The organism is Micromonospora sp. NPDC047527 (assembly GCF_040643015.1).
Lineage (GTDB): Bacteria > Actinomycetota > Actinomycetes > Mycobacteriales > Micromonosporaceae > Micromonospora.
The window spans coordinates 1,368,891-1,384,787 of the sequence record NZ_JBEYTK010000001.1 but is presented as its reverse complement, the minus strand read 5'-3'; the positions used below and the strand labels follow the sequence as shown (position 1 = coordinate 1,384,787).

Below are 15,897 nucleotides of genomic sequence, written 5' to 3'. Positions count from 1 at the left end.
GGTCTCACCGCTCACGGTGGGACCCCGGTGCCCCGTCGCCCCGTCCGGCCGCGTCAGTACGACAGGCCGGGCTGCGGCTGGTTGACCCGCCGACGGCGGAGCACCACCTGCCGCGTCCCGTCGCGGAACAACCGCACCCGGGCCAACTCCCATCCGGAGAACTCCGCCTGGATCGCCAACTGCGCCGCGGCGGTCAACCGGTCGACGTTCGGCGGCAGCCGCAGCGGCGCGTATTCGTAGTCCATGCCACCCATGCTGCCCAGCCCAGCGGCTGTTCGCCACCCCCTCGGGGGTGACCGACGCCGCTGCCCGGGCCCGTCGGCGCTCGACCGGTCAGCCGTCGCGCTCCGGGTAGCCCACCGGCACGGCGGAGACGTCGTCGAGCGCCGTGGTGATCTCCTCGGGAAGGGTGATCCGCTCCACCTGGAGGGCACCCAGCAGTTGCCCGACCGTCCGGGCGCCGAGGATCGGCGCGGTCACCCCGGGGCGGTCCCGGATCCAGGCCAGCGCCACCTCCAGCGGCGACACGCCCAGGCCGCCCGCCGCGGTCGCCACCGCCTCCACGATGCTGGAGCACCGCGGCTCCAGGTACGTCGCGACGAACCGCTCGAAGTGCGGCGAGGCGGCCCGGGAGTCGGCCGGCCGGCCGTGCCGGTACTTGCCGGTGAGCACCCCTCGACCCAGCGGTGACCAGGGCAGGACGCCGAGGCCGAGCGCGCCGCACGCGGGCAGCACCTCCCGCTCCACGCCCCGCTCCAGCAGCGAATATTCCACCTGGGCGGCGACCACCGGCGCGCGGCCCGGCCAGGCGGTCTGCCAGGCGGCGGCCCGCGCGGTCTGCCAGCCGGCGAAGTTCGACACCCCGACGTAGCGGACCTTGCCACTGGCCACCGCGTGGTCCAGCGCGGCCAGGGTCTCCTCGAGGGGGGTGTCCGGGTCGTACCCGTGCACCTGGAACAGGTCGACGTGGTCGGTGCCGAGCCGGCGCAGCGACGCGTCCAGGGTGCGCAGCAGGTGGCCTCGGGAGCCGTCGCGGCGGCGCCCGCTGCCCGGGCGCAACCCGGCCTTGGTGGCGATCAACAAATCGTCGCGGGGCACGAGGGTGCCCAGCAGCGACCCGATCACCGACTCGGCGTCGCCGTCGCCGTACACGTCGGCGGTGTCGATCAGGTTGCCGCCCGCGTCGAGGTAACTCTTCAGTTGGGCGGCCGCATCGTCGGCGTCGGTGTCCCGACCCCAGGTCATGGTGCCGAGCGCGAGCCGCGAAACCGCCAGCCCGCTTCGGCCGAGCGGTCTCTGTTGCATGGGTGAACCTTATTTCGAACCTGCCGCCACGGATATCCTCGCTCCCGTCAACTCTGCCGGTTCTGTCGGTTCCGCCTGCGTCGGGTGCCTCCACCGGCGGGGGATCATTTGGCGGTGAGCCGGTGATCGGGTCCGTAAGCGGCATTGCGTAACCTGGTGCGACCTGTGCCACGGATGGGGGAGGACCAGTGCGACTCGGGCTAAGCCTCGGATACCAGACAGCGTGGAGCACACCGGCCGATCACCTGGCACTGGCCCAGGAAGCGGACCGGCTCGGCTACTCGGTGGTGTGGGCGGCGGAGGCCTACGGCTCCGACTCGCCCAGCATGCTCGCCTGGATGGCCGGTCAGACCGAACGGATCGACGTGGGCGCCGCGGTGATGCAGATCCCGGCCCGTACGCCGGCGGCCACCGCGATGACCGCCGCCACGATCGACGCGCTCTCCGGCGGCCGGTTCCGGCTCGGCCTCGGCGTGTCCGGCCCACAGGTCTCCGAGGGCTGGCACGGCGTGCGCTTCGCCAAGCCCCTGGGCCGGACCCGCGAGTTCGTCGACATCGTCAAGCTGGCCATCGCCCGCAAGGAGGTGGCATACGACGGCGAGCACTACACGCTGCCGCTGCCCGACGGCCCCGGCAAGGCGTTGCGGCTGGGCTTCCACCCGCCCCGCGAGCACATCCCGATCTATCTGGCCGCGGTCGGCCCGAAGAACCTGGAGCTGGCCGGCGAGATCGCCGACGGCTGGCTGGCCGTGTTCTACGCCCCGGAGTACGCCGACGAGCACCTCACCGCGGTCGCCGCCGGGCGGGCCAAGGTCGGCAAGGAGCTGGCCGGCTTCGACGTGGTGCCCTCGGTGCCGGTGGTGGTCGGCGACGACGTGGCCTCCTGCGCCGAGCTGGTGCGCTGGTACGCCGCGCTCTACGTCGGCGGGATGGGCAGCCGCCAGCAGAACTTCTACAACCAGCTCGCGACCCGGATGGGCTACGGCGACGCCGCCCGCGAGGTGCAGGACCTGTACCTGGCCAAGCGACAGCGGGACGCGGCCGCCGCGGTGCCGATGGAGTTCATCGACCGCACCTCGCTGCTCGGCCCCAAGGAGCGCATCGCCGAGCGGATGCGCGACTACGCCGCGGCCGGTGTCACCACGCTGTCGGTGACCCTGTTCGTGGCCGACCGGGACAGCGGCGTGCAGACCCTGCGGACCGTCGCCGAGGCACTGGACCTCTCGGGAGTCGGCGAGTGACCTGGGTCGAGGCCATCGTCCTGGGCATCGTCCAGGGGCTGACCGAGTTCCTGCCGGTCAGTTCGTCGGGGCATCTGCGGATCACCTCGGCGATCTTCTTCGACCGTGACGCCGGGGCGTCGTTCACCGCGGTCACCCAGCTCGGCACCGAGGCGGCCGTGCTGATCTATTTCGCCAAGGACATCTGGCGGATCACCCGGACGTGGCTGGTCGGCATCAGGGACTCCTCGGTCCGTTCCAGCCTCGACTACCGGATGGGCTGGTACGTGATCGTCGGCTCGATCCCGATCGGGCTGTTCGGTTTCCTCTTCAAGGACCAGATCAAGACGGTCGGGCGCAACCTGTGGGTGGTGGCGACCACCCTGATCGTGTTCGCGTTCGTGCTGGCGTTCGCCGAGTACTGGGGGCGGCAGACCCGGACGTTGGTGAACTTCCGGATGAAGGACGGCGTGGTGATGGGTCTCGCCCAGGCCATGGCGCTGATCCCGGGGGTGTCCCGCTCCGGCGGCACGCTCACCGCCGGTCTGTTGCTCAACCTGACCCGAGAGGCGGCGGCGCGGTACTCGTTCCTGCTGGCCATCCCGGCGGTGGTGATGTCCGGTGTGTTCAGCCTCGGGGACGTCTTCGAGCCGTCCGCCCCGGGCACGTCGGCGCCCTCGGTGGCGCAGATGATCGTGGCGACGGTGCTCGCCTTCGGCATTGGCTACGCGGCCATCGCCTGGCTGCTGCGCTACGTCGCCCACCACACCCTGTACGTCTTCGTGCTGTACCGGGTCGCGCTGGGCACTCTGGTCCTCGCGCTGCTGCTGACCGGCACGATCAGCGCCACCTGATCCGTCCGCGCCTCGCCGGCCCTCGACCCCCGCGCTGTGGGTGTCGGGGGCCGGTTCACGTACCGGCACATCGCATTCGGAGCATTCCCTACAATGCAGACATTGCGCCCCTAGTCTCTTCCTGTCGGGTTGGCATCTCGCACGAGATCCGCCTACAGCGCGCGGGGAAAGGGGCCGGCCGTGACCGCCAGCGGCGCGAAGCGCGGGCGGGGGAGGCCGCCGAGACGCAACCTCGTCGCGGTCGTCTCGATCGTCGTGCTCTCCGGCGCGTTCTTCGGCTACGACCAGGGCGTCATCAGCGGGGCGCTGCGCGACATCCGCCAGACCTTCCACGCGGACACGTTCGCCGTCGAGATCGCGGCGAGCTGGGTGACCCCGGGCGCGCTGGTGGGTGCGCTGCTCGGCGGTCACCTCGCGGACCGGATCGGGCGCCGGGGGGCGCTGCGGGTCGCCGCCGTCACGTTCGCGGTGGGCACGATCGTGCAGGCGTTCGCGCCGGTGATCGGGGTCATGTTCGGTGCCCGGTTGATCCTGGGGCTGGGCATCGGGGTGGCCTCGGTAGCCGGCCCGATGTACGCGGCGGAGGCCGCGCCGGAACGGATCCGGGGCAGCCTTCTGGCGATCTACCAGTTCTCCACCACGTTAGCGATCTTCGTCGGCTATCTCGCCGACGAACTGTTCGAGGCGGGCACCTCGTGGCGTTACCTGCTGGCGGCGGCCGCGCTGCTGGGATTGGCCCTCGCCCTGGTCACCACCGTGATCCCCGACTCGGCCGTCTGGTATTTCGGGCGGGGGGACAAGCGCCGGGCCGAGGCGTCGCTGCGGGCGACCGTGCCGGAGCAGAAGGTCTCCCACCGGATGGACGCCATCGACCAGAGCCTCTCGGCCGGGAAGGCGGGCTGGCGGGAGGTGCTCTCGCACGAGTGGCGACGTCCGCTGGTGCTCGGGGTGGGTCTGGCCCTGTTCCAGCAGTTGACCGGCATCAACGGGATCATCTACTACGCCGATGAGATCTTCTCGGCCGCGGGCTTCCACACCCCGGGTGAGCAGTTGGCCGCGACCACCTGGGCGATCGGCGGGGTCGACTCGCTGTTCACGCTGGTCGCGGTCGCCTTCCTGGATCGGCTCGGCCGCCGTCCGCTGCTGCTGGTGGGGCTGCTCGGCATGGCGGTCTCGCTCGTGGTGGTCAGCGTCAGCTTCGCGAAGATGCCTCCGGGAGCCGGGTCGGCCGGGGCGACGGGGCACCACCCCAGCGACGCGGGCATCTTCCTGCTGATCGGTGTGGTCATGTTCGTGGCGTTCTACGCGATGTCGATCGGCCCGACCGCCTGGACCGTCATCAACGAGATCTTCCCGGGTCGCATCCGGGGTCGGTGCGTGGCGATCGCCTCGGCCACCCACTGGGGCACCGAGTACCTCGTCACGCAGTTCTTCCTGACCATGCTCAGCACCCTGGGGCGCTCCGGCGTGTTCGCGCTGTTCGCCGGCACCTGCGTGCTCGGGTTCCTGTTCGTCTGGCGGTACCTGCCGGAGACCAAGGGCAAGACCCTCGAACAGATCCAGCAGATGTGGCAGACCGACAGCCGCGCCCAGCACCCGCACCGCGCGGGCGGCGGCTCCCGGTGAGCGATGGCCGCCGCGGCGGTCCGATCGTTGCCGTCACTTCCCGAAATCTGACTCGGGGCGCAGGTCAAAAGCGTACGGTTTGCCGTGAAACATACCGATTAAGGCATGTAGCCGGATCGCCCGCTTTTAGCCGCGTTCTGGCCGCGCTCCCACGGCGAGCCCCCCGGCTGGCGGCTCCCCAACGACAGTCATGAAGGACCAGGACAGTGCATCTGACACCGAAGGAATTCGACAAGCTGACGATCCTCTCGATGGCCATGGTCGCCAACGCCCGCAAGGCCCGGGGGATCAAGCTGAACCACCCCGAGGCTGTCGCGGTGATCTGTGCCGCGGCCCTGGAGGGGGCCCGGGAGGGCAAGACCGTCGAAGAGGTCATGAACGACTCCCGCAGCGTCCTGGGCGTCGACGACGTGATGCCAGGCGTGCCGGACATGCTGCCGATGCTCCAGGTCGAGGCGGTGTTCACCGACGGCTCGCGACTGGTCACCGTGCACTCACCGATCCAGTAGGCGTACCAGCGCATTCGCGGTCTCCAGGAAGGCGGAGCAGAAATGACCAAGCAGCATCCCGGACCCAACTCCAAGCACCTCCGACCCATCGGCGGCTACATCCTCAGCGACCAGCCGCTGGAGTTGAACGAGGGTCGACCGGTGACGGAGATCGTCGTCCAGAACACCGGTGACCGGCCGATCCAGGTCGGCTCACACTTCCACTTCTTCGAGACCAACCGAATGCTCGCCTTCGATCGTGAGGCGGCCTTCGGTAAGCGGTTGAACATCCCGGCGACGACCTCCATCCGCTTCGAGCCGGGCGACAAGAAGACGGTGCAGCTCGTCCCCTTCGGCGGGCTGCAACGCGTGTACGGGTTCAACGGACTGGTGCAGGGGTGGACCGGCAGCCAGTCGGCGCCGAGCTACCGGCCGGACCGGACCGAGGCGATCCACAACGCCAAGACCCGCGGCTTCAAGTTCGACCCGGAGCAGCAGGACAACCCCAAGGGCAAGAAGCAGTAGATCGACTATTCCCGAAGGGCTGCCAGCCTCGGGCAGGAGAGATGATTCGATGAGCCAGATTTCGCGGCAAGAGTATGCCGGAATGTACGGCCCCACGACGGGCGACCAGATCCGGTTGGGTGACACCGACCTCTACATCGAGATCGAGAAGGACCTGCGCGTCCTCGGCGACGAGGTCATGTACGGCGGTGGCAAGACGCTGCGCGACGGCATGGGCGTGCACAACCAGTACACCAACGCCGAGGGTGGCCTGGACCTGGTCATCACGAACGTGACCGTCGTCGACGCGATCCTCGGTGTGGTCAAGGCCGACGTCGGGGTCAAGAACGGCAAGATCGCCGGCATCGGCAAGGCCGGCAACCCGAACATCATGGACGGGGTCACCCCCGAGTTGATCACCGGGCCGGGCACCGAGGCCATCTCCGGTGAGCACCTCATCCTGACCGCCGGCGGCATCGACACGCACGTGCACCTGGTGACGCCGTTCCAGGCGCAGGCGGCCCTGAGCAACGGCGTGACCACCCTCTGGGGTGGCGGCACCGGCCCGACGGACAGCACAAACGGCGTCACCATCACCCCCGGCCCGTGGAACATCCAGGCGATGATGCGGGCCTTCGAGAGCATCCCGATCAACATCGGACTGATGGCGAAGGGCAACAGCACCGGTCGCGCCCCCCTGGTCGAGCAGATCATGGCCGGCGCGCCGAGCTTCAAGATCCATGAGGACTGGGGTTCGCCGCCCGCGGTGATCCGCGCCTGCCTGGACGTCGCCGACGAGTTCGACGTGCAGGTCAGCATCCACACGGACACCCTTAACGAGAGCGGCTACCTGGAGGACTCCGTCGCGGCGTTCGAGGGCCGGACGATCCACACCTTCCACACGGAGGGTGCCGGCGGTGGGCACGCGCCGGACGTCATCAAGGTCGCCAGCCAGATGAACGTGCTGCCGAGCTCGACCACGCCGACGGTGCCGTACGGCATCAACAGCCAGTCCGAGCTGTACGACATGATCATGGTTTGCCACAACTTCAACCCCAAGGTCCCCTCCGACGTGGCCTTCGTCGAGAGCCGGATCCGGACCGAGACGATCGCGGCCGAGGACGTCCTGCTCGACGAGGGCGTCATCTCGATGATGCAGAGCGACTCGCAGGCGATGGGACGCGTCGGCGAGACGTGGCTGCGGACCATCCAGCTCGCCGGGCAGATGAAGATCGTGCGCGGCAAGCTCGCCGAGGACTCCAGCGCCAACGACAACTTCCGGGTGCTGCGATACGTCGCCAAGATGACCATCAACCCGGCGATCACCCAGGGGATCTCGCACGTGCTGGGGTCGGTGACACCGGGCAAGATGGCCGACCTGGTGCTCTGGGAGCCGGCCTTCTTCGGTACTAAGCCGAAGCTGGTCCTCAAGGGCGGCATGATCGCCTGGTCGATCATGGGCGACCCGAACGCCTCGCTGCCGACACCGCAGCCGGTCTACTACCGGCCGTCCTTCGGCGCGATGGGCAGCCAGCTCGCCCGCAACTGCGTGACCTTCGTGTCCCGCGCCGCGCACGAGGCGGGCATCGCCGAGCAGTTGGGCCTGCAACGGCAGGTCATGCCGGTGTACCGGACCCGGAGTCTCACCAAGCGCGACATGGTCCGCAACGACCGGACCCCCAAGCTCGAGGTCGACCCGGAGACCTTCGCCGTGACGATGGACGGCGTCCACGCGACCGTGCCGCCGGCCCGGAACCTGCCCCTGGGCCAGCTCTACTTCTTCAGCTGACACCGCCGGGACCGTGGCGCACCTGCCCGGTCCCCGGCACACACCGACCGATAGGAGAGGCCCGTGCTCGTCGAGACGGTGCTGGGCAACATGAACGAGCCGGACTGGACGCTCCGGCTGAAGGAAGCGCGCATCGACGACCTGGTCCTCGACCAGTGGGACGCCCAGAAGAGCCGCATCCGCAAGATGACCAGTAACGGCGCGGAGCTGTCGGTCGCGCTCGCGCGTGGCGTCCGGCTGCGCGACGGTGACGTCCTCGCCTGGGACGACCTGACCGCCACGGCGGTGGTGGCCCGGGTGCAGTTGGGCGAGGTGATGGTGGTCCACCTCGACCAGTTGCGCGGCGAGTCGGCCGAACTGCTGATCCGCTCGGCCGTCGAACTCGGTCACGCCATCGGCAACCAGCACTGGCCGGCCGTGGTCAAGGGCACCAAGATGTACGTCCCGCTGACCGTGGACCGCAAGGTCATGGACTCGGTGATGCGGACGCACGCGTTCACCGGGATCACCCACGAGTTCGTCCCCGGCACCGAGATCATCGCGTATCTCGCGCCGCACGAGTCGCGGCGGTTGTTCGGTGGCGCCGACTCGACGCCGCACTCCCATCTGCCCGCCGACCTCAACTGAGCGGGGGCCGGAGTGCGTACCATGCCCGAAACCCTGAAGCTGTTGCAGTTCGGCGACTCGGTCTTCCCGGTCGGTGCCTTCTCCTTCTCCAGCGGCCTGGAGATGGCCGTCGAGCACGGCGTCGTCCACGACCGGACGACCCTTCAGGACTACGTCCGGACGGTCACCCGGCTCGCCGCCACCGGGGACGGTGTCGCCCTGCTCGTCGGGCACCGTGCCGCCACCGCCGGTGACCTGGACCGGATCCGGTGTGCGGACGAGGCCGTCCACCAGCGCAAGATCAACGAAGAGATGCGGATCATGTCCGTACGGATGGGGCGCAAGCTGGCCGAAGCCGCGACCCGGATCGTCGGTGAGACGCTGCTCAAGAAGCGGCTCAGCGAGTCCGTGGCCGGCGCGCCGGTCACCTATCCGGTCGCGCTCGGGGTGGTCTTCGCCGACCTCGGGGTGCCCGAGGAGGACGCCTTCGCGGCCCACCAGTACGGCGCGGCGTCGACGGTGCTCAGCGCCGCGATCCGGCTGATGCGGGTCGACCACCTCGACGCACAGTCGATCCTCTTCGCGGTCAACGAGAAGGTCACCGACGACTACCAGGACATCCGCACGGCGGACCTGGAGGACATGCAGACCTTCGGGCCGCACCTCGACGTCCTGTCCGCCGCGCACCAGCACGTCCACGTGCGGATGTTCATGAGCTGAGCGCCGAACATCCACATCTTTCGCACCTGAAACGTCTCCCAGAAGGACTGGTCACAGCATGAAGTCGGCAAGTCGTATCGGCGTCGGCGGCCCGGTGGGCAGCGGCAAGACCGCGATCATCGAGGCTGTCGTGCCCCGTTTCGTGGACAACGGACTGCGGGTCCTGGTGATCACCAACGACGTCGTCACCACGGAGGACGCCAAGCACGTCCGACGCGCCCTGACCGGCGTCCTGGTCGAGGAACGGATCCTCGGTGTGGAGACCGGGGCCTGCCCGCACACGGCCGTACGCGAGGACCCGAGCATGAACCTGGCCGCGGTGGAGGACATGGAGTCCCGGTTCCCGGACACCGACGTGGTCCTCATCGAGAGCGGCGGCGACAACCTCACCCTGACGTTCAGCCCCGCCCTGGTCGACTACTTCATCTACGTCATCGACGTCGCCGCCGGAGACAAGATCCCGCGCAAGAACGGCCCGGGGATCTCCAAGTCCGACATCCTCGTGATCAACAAGACCGATCTGGCGCCGTACGTGGACGCCGACCTCGGTGTCATGGCGCGCGACGCGGACATGATGCGCAACGGCAAGCCGGTCGTGTTCACCAACTGCAAGACCGGCGAGGGCATCGACGAGCTCGTCTCGCTGATCCGCCGCAACGCGCTCTTCGACGCCGAAGTGGTCGCATGATCACACTGGACAGTGCGCGGGAGCTGGAGCCGTACCAGGACCAACCGGCCCAGCTGCCCGCCGCGTCCAACGGCAAGGTCGGCATCCTGCGCCTCGGGTTCGAGCGGCGTGGGGACCGGACGATCCTGCGCGATCTCTACCGGCAGTCACCGCTGCTGGTCCAACGGGCGCTCTACTGGGACGAGGAGATGCCCGAGCTGCCCTGCGTCATGATCCTCACCACCTCCGGCGGTGTGCTCCAGGGCGACCGCCTGCGGATGGACGTCTCCCTGGCCCCCGGCAGCCAGGCGCACCTGGTGACCCAGTCCGCCACCAAGATCCAGGAGATGGACGCGAACTACGGCTCGCAGATCCAGACGTTCACCCTGGCCGAGGAGACCTACCTCGAATACCTCCCGGAGCCGGTGATCCCGTACCGGGCCAGCCGGTTCGTCACCGACACCCGGGTGCGGCTCGCGGAGAGCGCCACCATGCTCTACGCCGAGGTCCTGCAACCCGGCCGCAAGTACTACCGCGACGGCGAACTCTTCGCCTACGACCTCTACTCCTCCTCACTGCGCGGCGAGCGCCCCGACGGTCGGCAACTGTTCGTGGAGAAATTCGTGGCGGCCCCGGGGCAGTTCGACGTGGCGCGGGTCGGTGTCATGGACCGCTTCCACATCTTCGGCAACGTCGTGCTGCTCACCGACCCCGACCGGGCGGCACGGGTCTTCGACCGGACGTCGACACCGGTCTGGGACGAGCAGACCCCCCTTGCCAGCGCCGTCAGTCGGCTGCCGAACGACGCGGGGCTCATCTTCAAGGTCCTGGGTCAGGAGACCGAGCCGGTCCGCGCCGCGGTCCGCGCCTTCTGCGTGGCCGCCCGCGAAGAGGTGACCGGCCGGACCTTCCCGCCGGCCTTCAGCTGGCGATGAGATAGCGAGGAGACGGCCGTGACCGCAGCGGTGCGCCAATGGGACAGGCTGAGTGACCGCAACCCGTTGATCGCGTTCGTCGACGCCTGCCTGCGCGGGCCCGCGCAGGTCGTCCTACAGAACAACCCGCTCACCGGCCTGCTCGTTCTCATCGCGGTCGCCTGGGGGGCGTTCGAGAACGGCCAACCACGGATCTTCGGGGGAGCGGTCCTCGGTCTGGTCGTCGGCACCGCCACGGCCGTCGTCCTCCGGGTCGACGACGCCTCGTTGCGCAAGGGACTGTTCGGCTTCAGCCCGTTCCTGACCGGCATCGCCGTCCCGACGTTCCTCGACGACCGGCCACTGATGTGGCTCTACCTGGTGCTCGGCGCGATCGCCACGACGGTGGTCACCCTGGCCCTGAACGCGATCTTCAAGACCTGGGGCCTGACCGCGTTCACCATGCCGTTCGTGCTGACCACCTGGGTGCTGCTGATGGCCGCCTACCAGTTCGACCGGTTCACCGTGCTCACCAAGCTGAAGCCGATGTTCCCCGGCGAGGGGCAGGTGACCGGTGGCCGCTTCGACTGGGACCTGATCCCCACCTTCCTGCGCGGGGTGTCCCAGGTCTTCCTGATCGACAGCTGGGTCACCGGGTTGATCATCCTGCTCGCGCTGCTGGTCAACTCCCGCTGGTCGGCGCTCTTCGCGGTGATCGGCGCCGTCGGCGCGACCCTGCTGGCGCTCTGGTTCGGCGCGGACGCGTCCTCCCTGGACAAGGGCCTCTTCGGCTTCAACGCGGTGTTGACGGCGATCGCCGTGGGCGCGGTGCTGCACCGCCCCGGCGCGCTGGTGACCGTCTACACGCTCTTCGGAATCGCGTTGACGCTCTTCGTCCAGATGGCCCTGGCGACCGTCCTCACCCCGCTGGGCATCCCCGTGCTGACCGGGCCGTTCAACATCGCCACCTGGTTGCTGCTGCTGCCCAAACGGCACTTCGCGCCGGTGCCCAACCACGAACGCGTCAAGGAGTCCGTCGTCTCCGCGGTGCGGCACACCGTCTGACGTACCGAGAGGAGAGGTGAGCTCCCATGCTCGCTCAGGAAGCGGTGAACTCGGGCGACACCGCCTGGGTGCTCGTCTGCACCGGCCTGGTGTTGTTCATGACGCCCGGCCTGGCCGTCTTCTACGGCGGGATGGTCCGCACCCGCAACGTGCTCGCCATGTTGCAGCAGAACATGATCGCGCTGGGCGTCGTCAGCCTGACCTGGGTGCTGGTGGGATACACCATCGCGTTCGGCGACGACGCCGGCAGCGGCCTGCTCGGCAACTTCGAGCTGTTCGGGCTCACCGACCTCCGGGTGCCACCCGCACCCCACCTGCACGTCGTCGCCGGGCAGGTGACCATTCCCACCCTGGCGTTCGTCGCGTACCAGATGATGTTCGCGGTGATCACCCCCGCGTTGATCACCGGCGCCACGGCCGGCCGGCTGAAGTTCCTCGGGTGGGTCGTGTTCCTGGCGATCTGGTCCATCGTGGTCTACGCGCCGATCGCGCACTGGCTCTGGCACCCCGACGGCTGGCTGGCCCGGTTCGGCACCCAGGACTGGGCCGGCGGGATGGTGGTGCACGCCTCGGCGGGCGCCGCCGTCCTGGCCACCCTGCTGGTGGTCGGCCGTCGCCGTGGCTGGCCGAATACCGCCGCCCCGCCCAACTCGATCCCGCTGACCATCCTCGGCGCCGGCATCCTCTGGTTCGGGTGGTTCGGCTTCAACGGCGGCGACGGCCTCCAGGCCAACGGGATCGCCGCCCAAGCGGTGATCAACACCCACCTCGCGGCGGCCGCCGGCATGCTCGTCTGGCTGGTGGCCGAACGGGCCAAGGACGGCCACAGCACCGTCGTGGGCGGCGTCTCCGGCGCCGTCGCGGGCCTCGCGACGATCACCCCCGCCGCCGGGTACGTCAACACGCTCTCCGCCATCGCCATCGGCGCGATCGCCGGCATCGTCTGCCACACCGCGCTGCGGTTGAAGTACCTGCTGCGCCTCGACGACGCGCTGGACGTCCTCGCGGTCCACTTCGTCGGCGGCATGCTCGGCTCGCTGCTGGTCGGCTTCTTCGGCAACAGTGGCACCAACCCGCTCGGCAAGGACGGCCTCTTCTTCGGCGGAGGCGGATCCCTGCTCTGGCACCAGTTCGCCGGCGTGGTCTGCGTGGTGATCTTCTCCTTCGTGGTCACGTGGCTGATCGCCGCCGGCGTGCAGTCGGTCATCGGCCTCCGTGCCCCGGCCGACACGCAGGACAACCTCGACCACGCCCAGCAGGGCGCCGACGCGTACCACCTGGGCGGCGTCGCCGGCCTCAACGGCTCGGGCGCGCCCGAGCGCCGCAGGACGGGACACGACCGCCCCGCCGCCCCGCCAGCCCGACCCACCCAACCCGGTCAGTCGCCGCAGCGGGTCCGACTCGTCAGCGCGACGGTGGATCCGGCGCGGCTGCCGACCACCCGGGAACTCCGGGAAGCCCTGCTCGCCGCGGGCGCCACCTCCATCGTCGTCTTCGACGCCACCGTCTCCACCGCCCAGCCCGCCGCCCGCGCGCTGCCCCGTGGGTACTGGCTGGACCAGGACCTCCTGGACCGCGCCCGGGTCGAGGTCGTGGCGGCGTACGCGGCGGTGCCGGCCGTGCTGGACGTGCTCGGCCAGTACGGCGCCGACCGGTCGGACAGCTTCGTGCAGGACGTCCAGCCCGCGACGGACCTACGCTGACCCGACCCCGGCCGAGGGCAGGTCATAGGGTGATCCCGTGGCGACCCTTCTGCTTCTGCGACACGGCCGGACCACCGCGAACGCGGACGGCGGGCTGGCCGGCCACCAGCCCGTCGAGTTGGACGACACGGGCCGGGCCCAGGCGACCGCCGTCGGCGAACGGCTGCGGGCGGTGCCGCTCGCGGCGGTGGTGACCAGCCCGTTGATCCGCTGCCGGCAGACCCTGGAGTTGGCGCTGCCGCAGGCCACCCCGACAGTGGAGCAGGGGTTGATCGAGTGCGACTACGGCAGCTGGGAGGGGCAGCCGCTCAAGAAGCTCGCCAAGGAGCCGCTCTGGCCGGTGGTCCAGCAGCGCCCGAGCGCGGCGGTCTTCCCCGACGGCGAGGCGATGGCGGCGATGGCAGCGCGTGCCGTGGCGGCGGTGCGCTCGTGGGACGCCCGGGTCAGCGCCGAGCACGGGCCCGAGGCGGTCTGGCTGGCGTGCAGCCACGGTGACGTGATCAAGGCGATCGTGGCGGACGCGCTCGGCGTACACCTGGATCTTTTTCAGCGGATCGTGGCCGACCCGGCGTCGGTGACCGCGATCCGGTTCACGCCGCTGCGGCCGTTCCTGGTGCGGCTCAACGACACCGGCGGCGACCTGGCCGCGCTGGTGCCGCCGCCGCGCAAGCGGCGCCGGCGGGCGACCCGCGCGGCCGACTCCGACGCCGCCGTCGGCGGCGGGGCCGGCGCGACCCCGTGAGCCGCGTCACGAGACCGCGTCACCGCCCCGGGCAGGAGCCGCGCACCCTGCCGGGCGGAGGCCCCGGCACAGCTCGGGGCCGGGGGCAGCATTCTGTGCTGGGCCGGGGGCCGCGACCGCCCGGTTCGGCGGGCCGGCGGGCGTCCGCGTGCCCGCCACGCCCGGCTGCAACCCCTGGTACGCCGGGCGCGCCGCCCGTGCGGCGATTCGGGTCGGTGGGGTGCGCAACGCGATGACGGGCCGGATAGGGTCGTGGGTATGACCCACCAGGTGCACGCCTTCGAACCGCCGGAGCGGTTCGTCGCCGGGACTGTCGGGCCGCCGGGGGAGCGCACGTTCTTCCTGCAGGCCCGTGGCGGCGGCAGGCTGGTCAGCGTCGCGCTGGAGAAGGTCCAGGTGACCCTGCTCGCCGAGAAGCTGGAAGAGCTGCTCACCGAGGCGCAGCGTCGCTTCGGGGTGGACCTGCCCGAGCTGGCGCCGGTGGTGGGCGACAACGAGCCACTGGACACGCCGGTCGACGAGGAGTTCCGGGTCGGGACACTCGGCCTGGCCTTCGACGTGGACACCGCGACCGTGGTGATCGAGGCGATCGCCGCCGGCGAGGTGGAGCCCGAGGTCGAGTTGGACGACGAGGACGACGACTCCGACGACGATGACGACGACGAGCCGGACGAGGACCTGGACCGGCTCCGGGTCCGGCTCACCCCGCAGGCCACCCGCCAGTTCATCGAGCGGGCTCGGCGCGTGGTGAACGCGGGCCGGCCGCCGTGCCCGCTGTGCGGCCAACCGTTGGATCCCGCCGGGCACCTGTGCCCGCGGCACAACGGTTACCACCGGTGACCTCGTCCGGCCTGCAGCCCCGCCAGGACGGCGACGCCGCGCTGCGGTTGTTGCGCGACGGCACGCTCGACCTGGAGGGGCGGCTCGTCGACGCGTCGAACACGACCCTGCGCGGCATCCTGACCCTCGACGGCGCCACGGCCCGCTGCGTCTACAAGCCGATTCGCGGCGAGCGCCCGCTGTGGGACTTCCCCGACGGCACCCTGGCTGGCCGGGAGGTCTCGGCGTACCTGGTCTCCCGGGCCACCGGCTGGGGCCTGGTGCCGCCCACCGTGCTGCGGGACGGCCCGTTCGGGCCGGGCTCCTGCCAGCTCTGGATCGACGAGCCGGAGGACGCCGCGCCGCTTGTCGGTTTCGTGCCCGCCGAGGAGTTGCCGCCGCGCTGGTTCCCGATCGCGGCGGCCCGCGACGACGACGGCGCCGCGTACGCCCTCGCTCACGCCGACGACCCGCGACTGGCCCGCCTGGCGGTGCTCGACGCGGTGATCAACAATGCGGACCGTAAGGGCGGTCACGTGCTGGTCGGCGCGGACGACCGGATCTACGGCGTGGACCACGGGGTGAGCTTCCATGTCGAGGCCAAGCTGCGCACGGTGCTGTGGGGCTGGGCCGGCCGGCAGCTGCCGCCGGACGCCGTGGAGATGCTGGACGGGCTGGCCGGGCAGGTCGCCGGCGCGCTCGGCGCGGAGCTGGCCGACCACCTGACGATCAGCGAGATCGCCGAGTTGGCCGCCCGCATCGACGGTCTGCGCGAGACCGGGCGGTTCCCGCAGCCGCCCGAGGATTGGCCGGCCGTGCCCTGGCCACCCATGTGAGTCACTGTCATCTTGATCACCGGTAGGGCGGCCCGAGGG

Annotated in this window: 16 protein-coding genes and 1 pseudogene; 15 read left to right on the top strand and 2 right to left on the bottom strand. The window is 70.2% G+C overall.

Annotated elements, in window-relative coordinates:
• Positions 1-53: 53 nt before the first annotated feature.
• Both ABZ808_RS06090 and ABZ808_RS06085 read right to left on the bottom strand, forming a co-directional pair.
• On the bottom strand, positions 54-245 hold the full coding sequence (locus ABZ808_RS06090) for a DUF5703 family protein (protein ID WP_053655860.1): 192 nt from the start codon (positions 243-245) through the stop codon (positions 54-56).
• Between the two features lie 88 nt (positions 246-333).
• Positions 334-1,305 carry an aldo/keto reductase gene (locus ABZ808_RS06085; protein ID WP_357001550.1) on the bottom strand — a complete coding sequence of 324 codons (972 nt, stop codon included), beginning with the start codon at positions 1,303-1,305 and terminating at the stop codon, positions 334-336.
• 188 nt (positions 1,306-1,493) lie between these two features.
• Here ABZ808_RS06085 and ABZ808_RS06080 point away from each other — a divergent pair, with 188 nt between their 5' ends.
• The 15 genes and pseudogenes from ABZ808_RS06080 to ABZ808_RS06010 all read left to right on the top strand — a co-directional run bounded on the left by ABZ808_RS06080 (position 1,494) and on the right by ABZ808_RS06010 (position 15,858).
• A complete protein-coding gene (locus ABZ808_RS06080) occupies positions 1,494-2,546 on the top strand; it encodes an LLM class F420-dependent oxidoreductase (protein ID WP_357001548.1) in 1,053 nt (350 codons plus the stop codon).
• Positions 2,543-3,379 (top strand): undecaprenyl-diphosphate phosphatase, encoded by an 837-nt coding sequence (locus ABZ808_RS06075; protein ID WP_357001545.1) that lies wholly within the window; start codon positions 2,543-2,545, stop codon positions 3,377-3,379. Before ABZ808_RS06080 ends, ABZ808_RS06075 begins: the two co-directional genes overlap by 4 nt.
• 180 nt (positions 3,380-3,559) lie before the next feature.
• Positions 3,560-5,005, top strand: coding sequence for a sugar porter family MFS transporter (locus ABZ808_RS06070; protein WP_357001543.1), 1,446 nt, complete (start codon positions 3,560-3,562; stop codon positions 5,003-5,005).
• A 206-nt stretch (positions 5,006-5,211) separates the two neighbouring features.
• Positions 5,212-5,514, top strand: a complete 303-nt coding sequence (locus ABZ808_RS06065) for an urease subunit gamma (protein WP_357001540.1) — start codon at positions 5,212-5,214, stop codon at positions 5,512-5,514.
• A gap of 42 nt (positions 5,515-5,556) precedes the next feature.
• A pseudogene (locus ABZ808_RS06060) lies at positions 5,557-5,892 on the top strand (urease subunit beta); the annotation flags it as partial.
• 175 nt (positions 5,893-6,067) lie between these two features.
• Entirely contained in the window at positions 6,068-7,786 is a 1,719-nt protein-coding gene (locus ABZ808_RS06055) for an urease subunit alpha (protein WP_357001537.1), read from the top strand.
• 63 nt (positions 7,787-7,849) lie between these two features.
• A complete protein-coding gene (ureE, locus tag ABZ808_RS06050) occupies positions 7,850-8,413 on the top strand; it encodes an urease accessory protein UreE (protein WP_357001534.1) in 564 nt (187 codons plus the stop codon).
• 21 nt (positions 8,414-8,434) lie between these two features.
• A complete protein-coding gene (locus ABZ808_RS06045) occupies positions 8,435-9,112 on the top strand; it encodes an urease accessory protein UreF (RefSeq protein ID WP_357001531.1) in 678 nt (225 codons plus the stop codon).
• 58 nt (positions 9,113-9,170) lie between these two features.
• Entirely contained in the window at positions 9,171-9,800 is a 630-nt protein-coding gene (gene ureG, locus ABZ808_RS06040) for an urease accessory protein UreG (RefSeq protein WP_357001528.1), read from the top strand.
• Positions 9,797-10,714 (top strand): urease accessory protein UreD, encoded by a 918-nt coding sequence (locus ABZ808_RS06035; protein ID WP_357001525.1) that lies wholly within the window; start codon positions 9,797-9,799, stop codon positions 10,712-10,714. The genes ureG and ABZ808_RS06035 overlap by 4 nt, the downstream gene beginning before the upstream one ends.
• An 18-nt stretch (positions 10,715-10,732) precedes the next feature.
• Positions 10,733-11,758, top strand: coding sequence for an urea transporter (yut, locus tag ABZ808_RS06030; RefSeq protein ID WP_357001522.1), 1,026 nt, complete (start codon positions 10,733-10,735; stop codon positions 11,756-11,758).
• A gap of 26 nt (positions 11,759-11,784) precedes the next feature.
• Positions 11,785-13,461, top strand: coding sequence for an ammonium transporter (locus ABZ808_RS06025; protein WP_357001519.1), 1,677 nt, complete (start codon positions 11,785-11,787; stop codon positions 13,459-13,461).
• Between the two features lie 37 nt (positions 13,462-13,498).
• Positions 13,499-14,203 carry an MSMEG_4193 family putative phosphomutase gene (locus ABZ808_RS06020; protein WP_357001517.1) on the top strand — a complete coding sequence of 235 codons (705 nt, stop codon included), beginning with the start codon at positions 13,499-13,501 and terminating at the stop codon, positions 14,201-14,203.
• Positions 14,204-14,461: 258 nt separating this feature from the next.
• Positions 14,462-15,043: a DUF3090 domain-containing protein gene (locus ABZ808_RS06015; RefSeq protein WP_357001514.1), complete on the top strand. Its 582-nt coding sequence runs from the start codon at positions 14,462-14,464 to the stop codon at positions 15,041-15,043.
• The gene (locus ABZ808_RS06010) at positions 15,040-15,858 is read left to right on the top strand and encodes an SCO1664 family protein (protein WP_357001511.1); all 819 of its coding nucleotides are present in this window, start codon (positions 15,040-15,042) and stop codon (positions 15,856-15,858) included. The genes ABZ808_RS06015 and ABZ808_RS06010 overlap by 4 nt, the downstream gene beginning before the upstream one ends.
• Positions 15,859-15,897 lie beyond the last annotated feature (39 nt).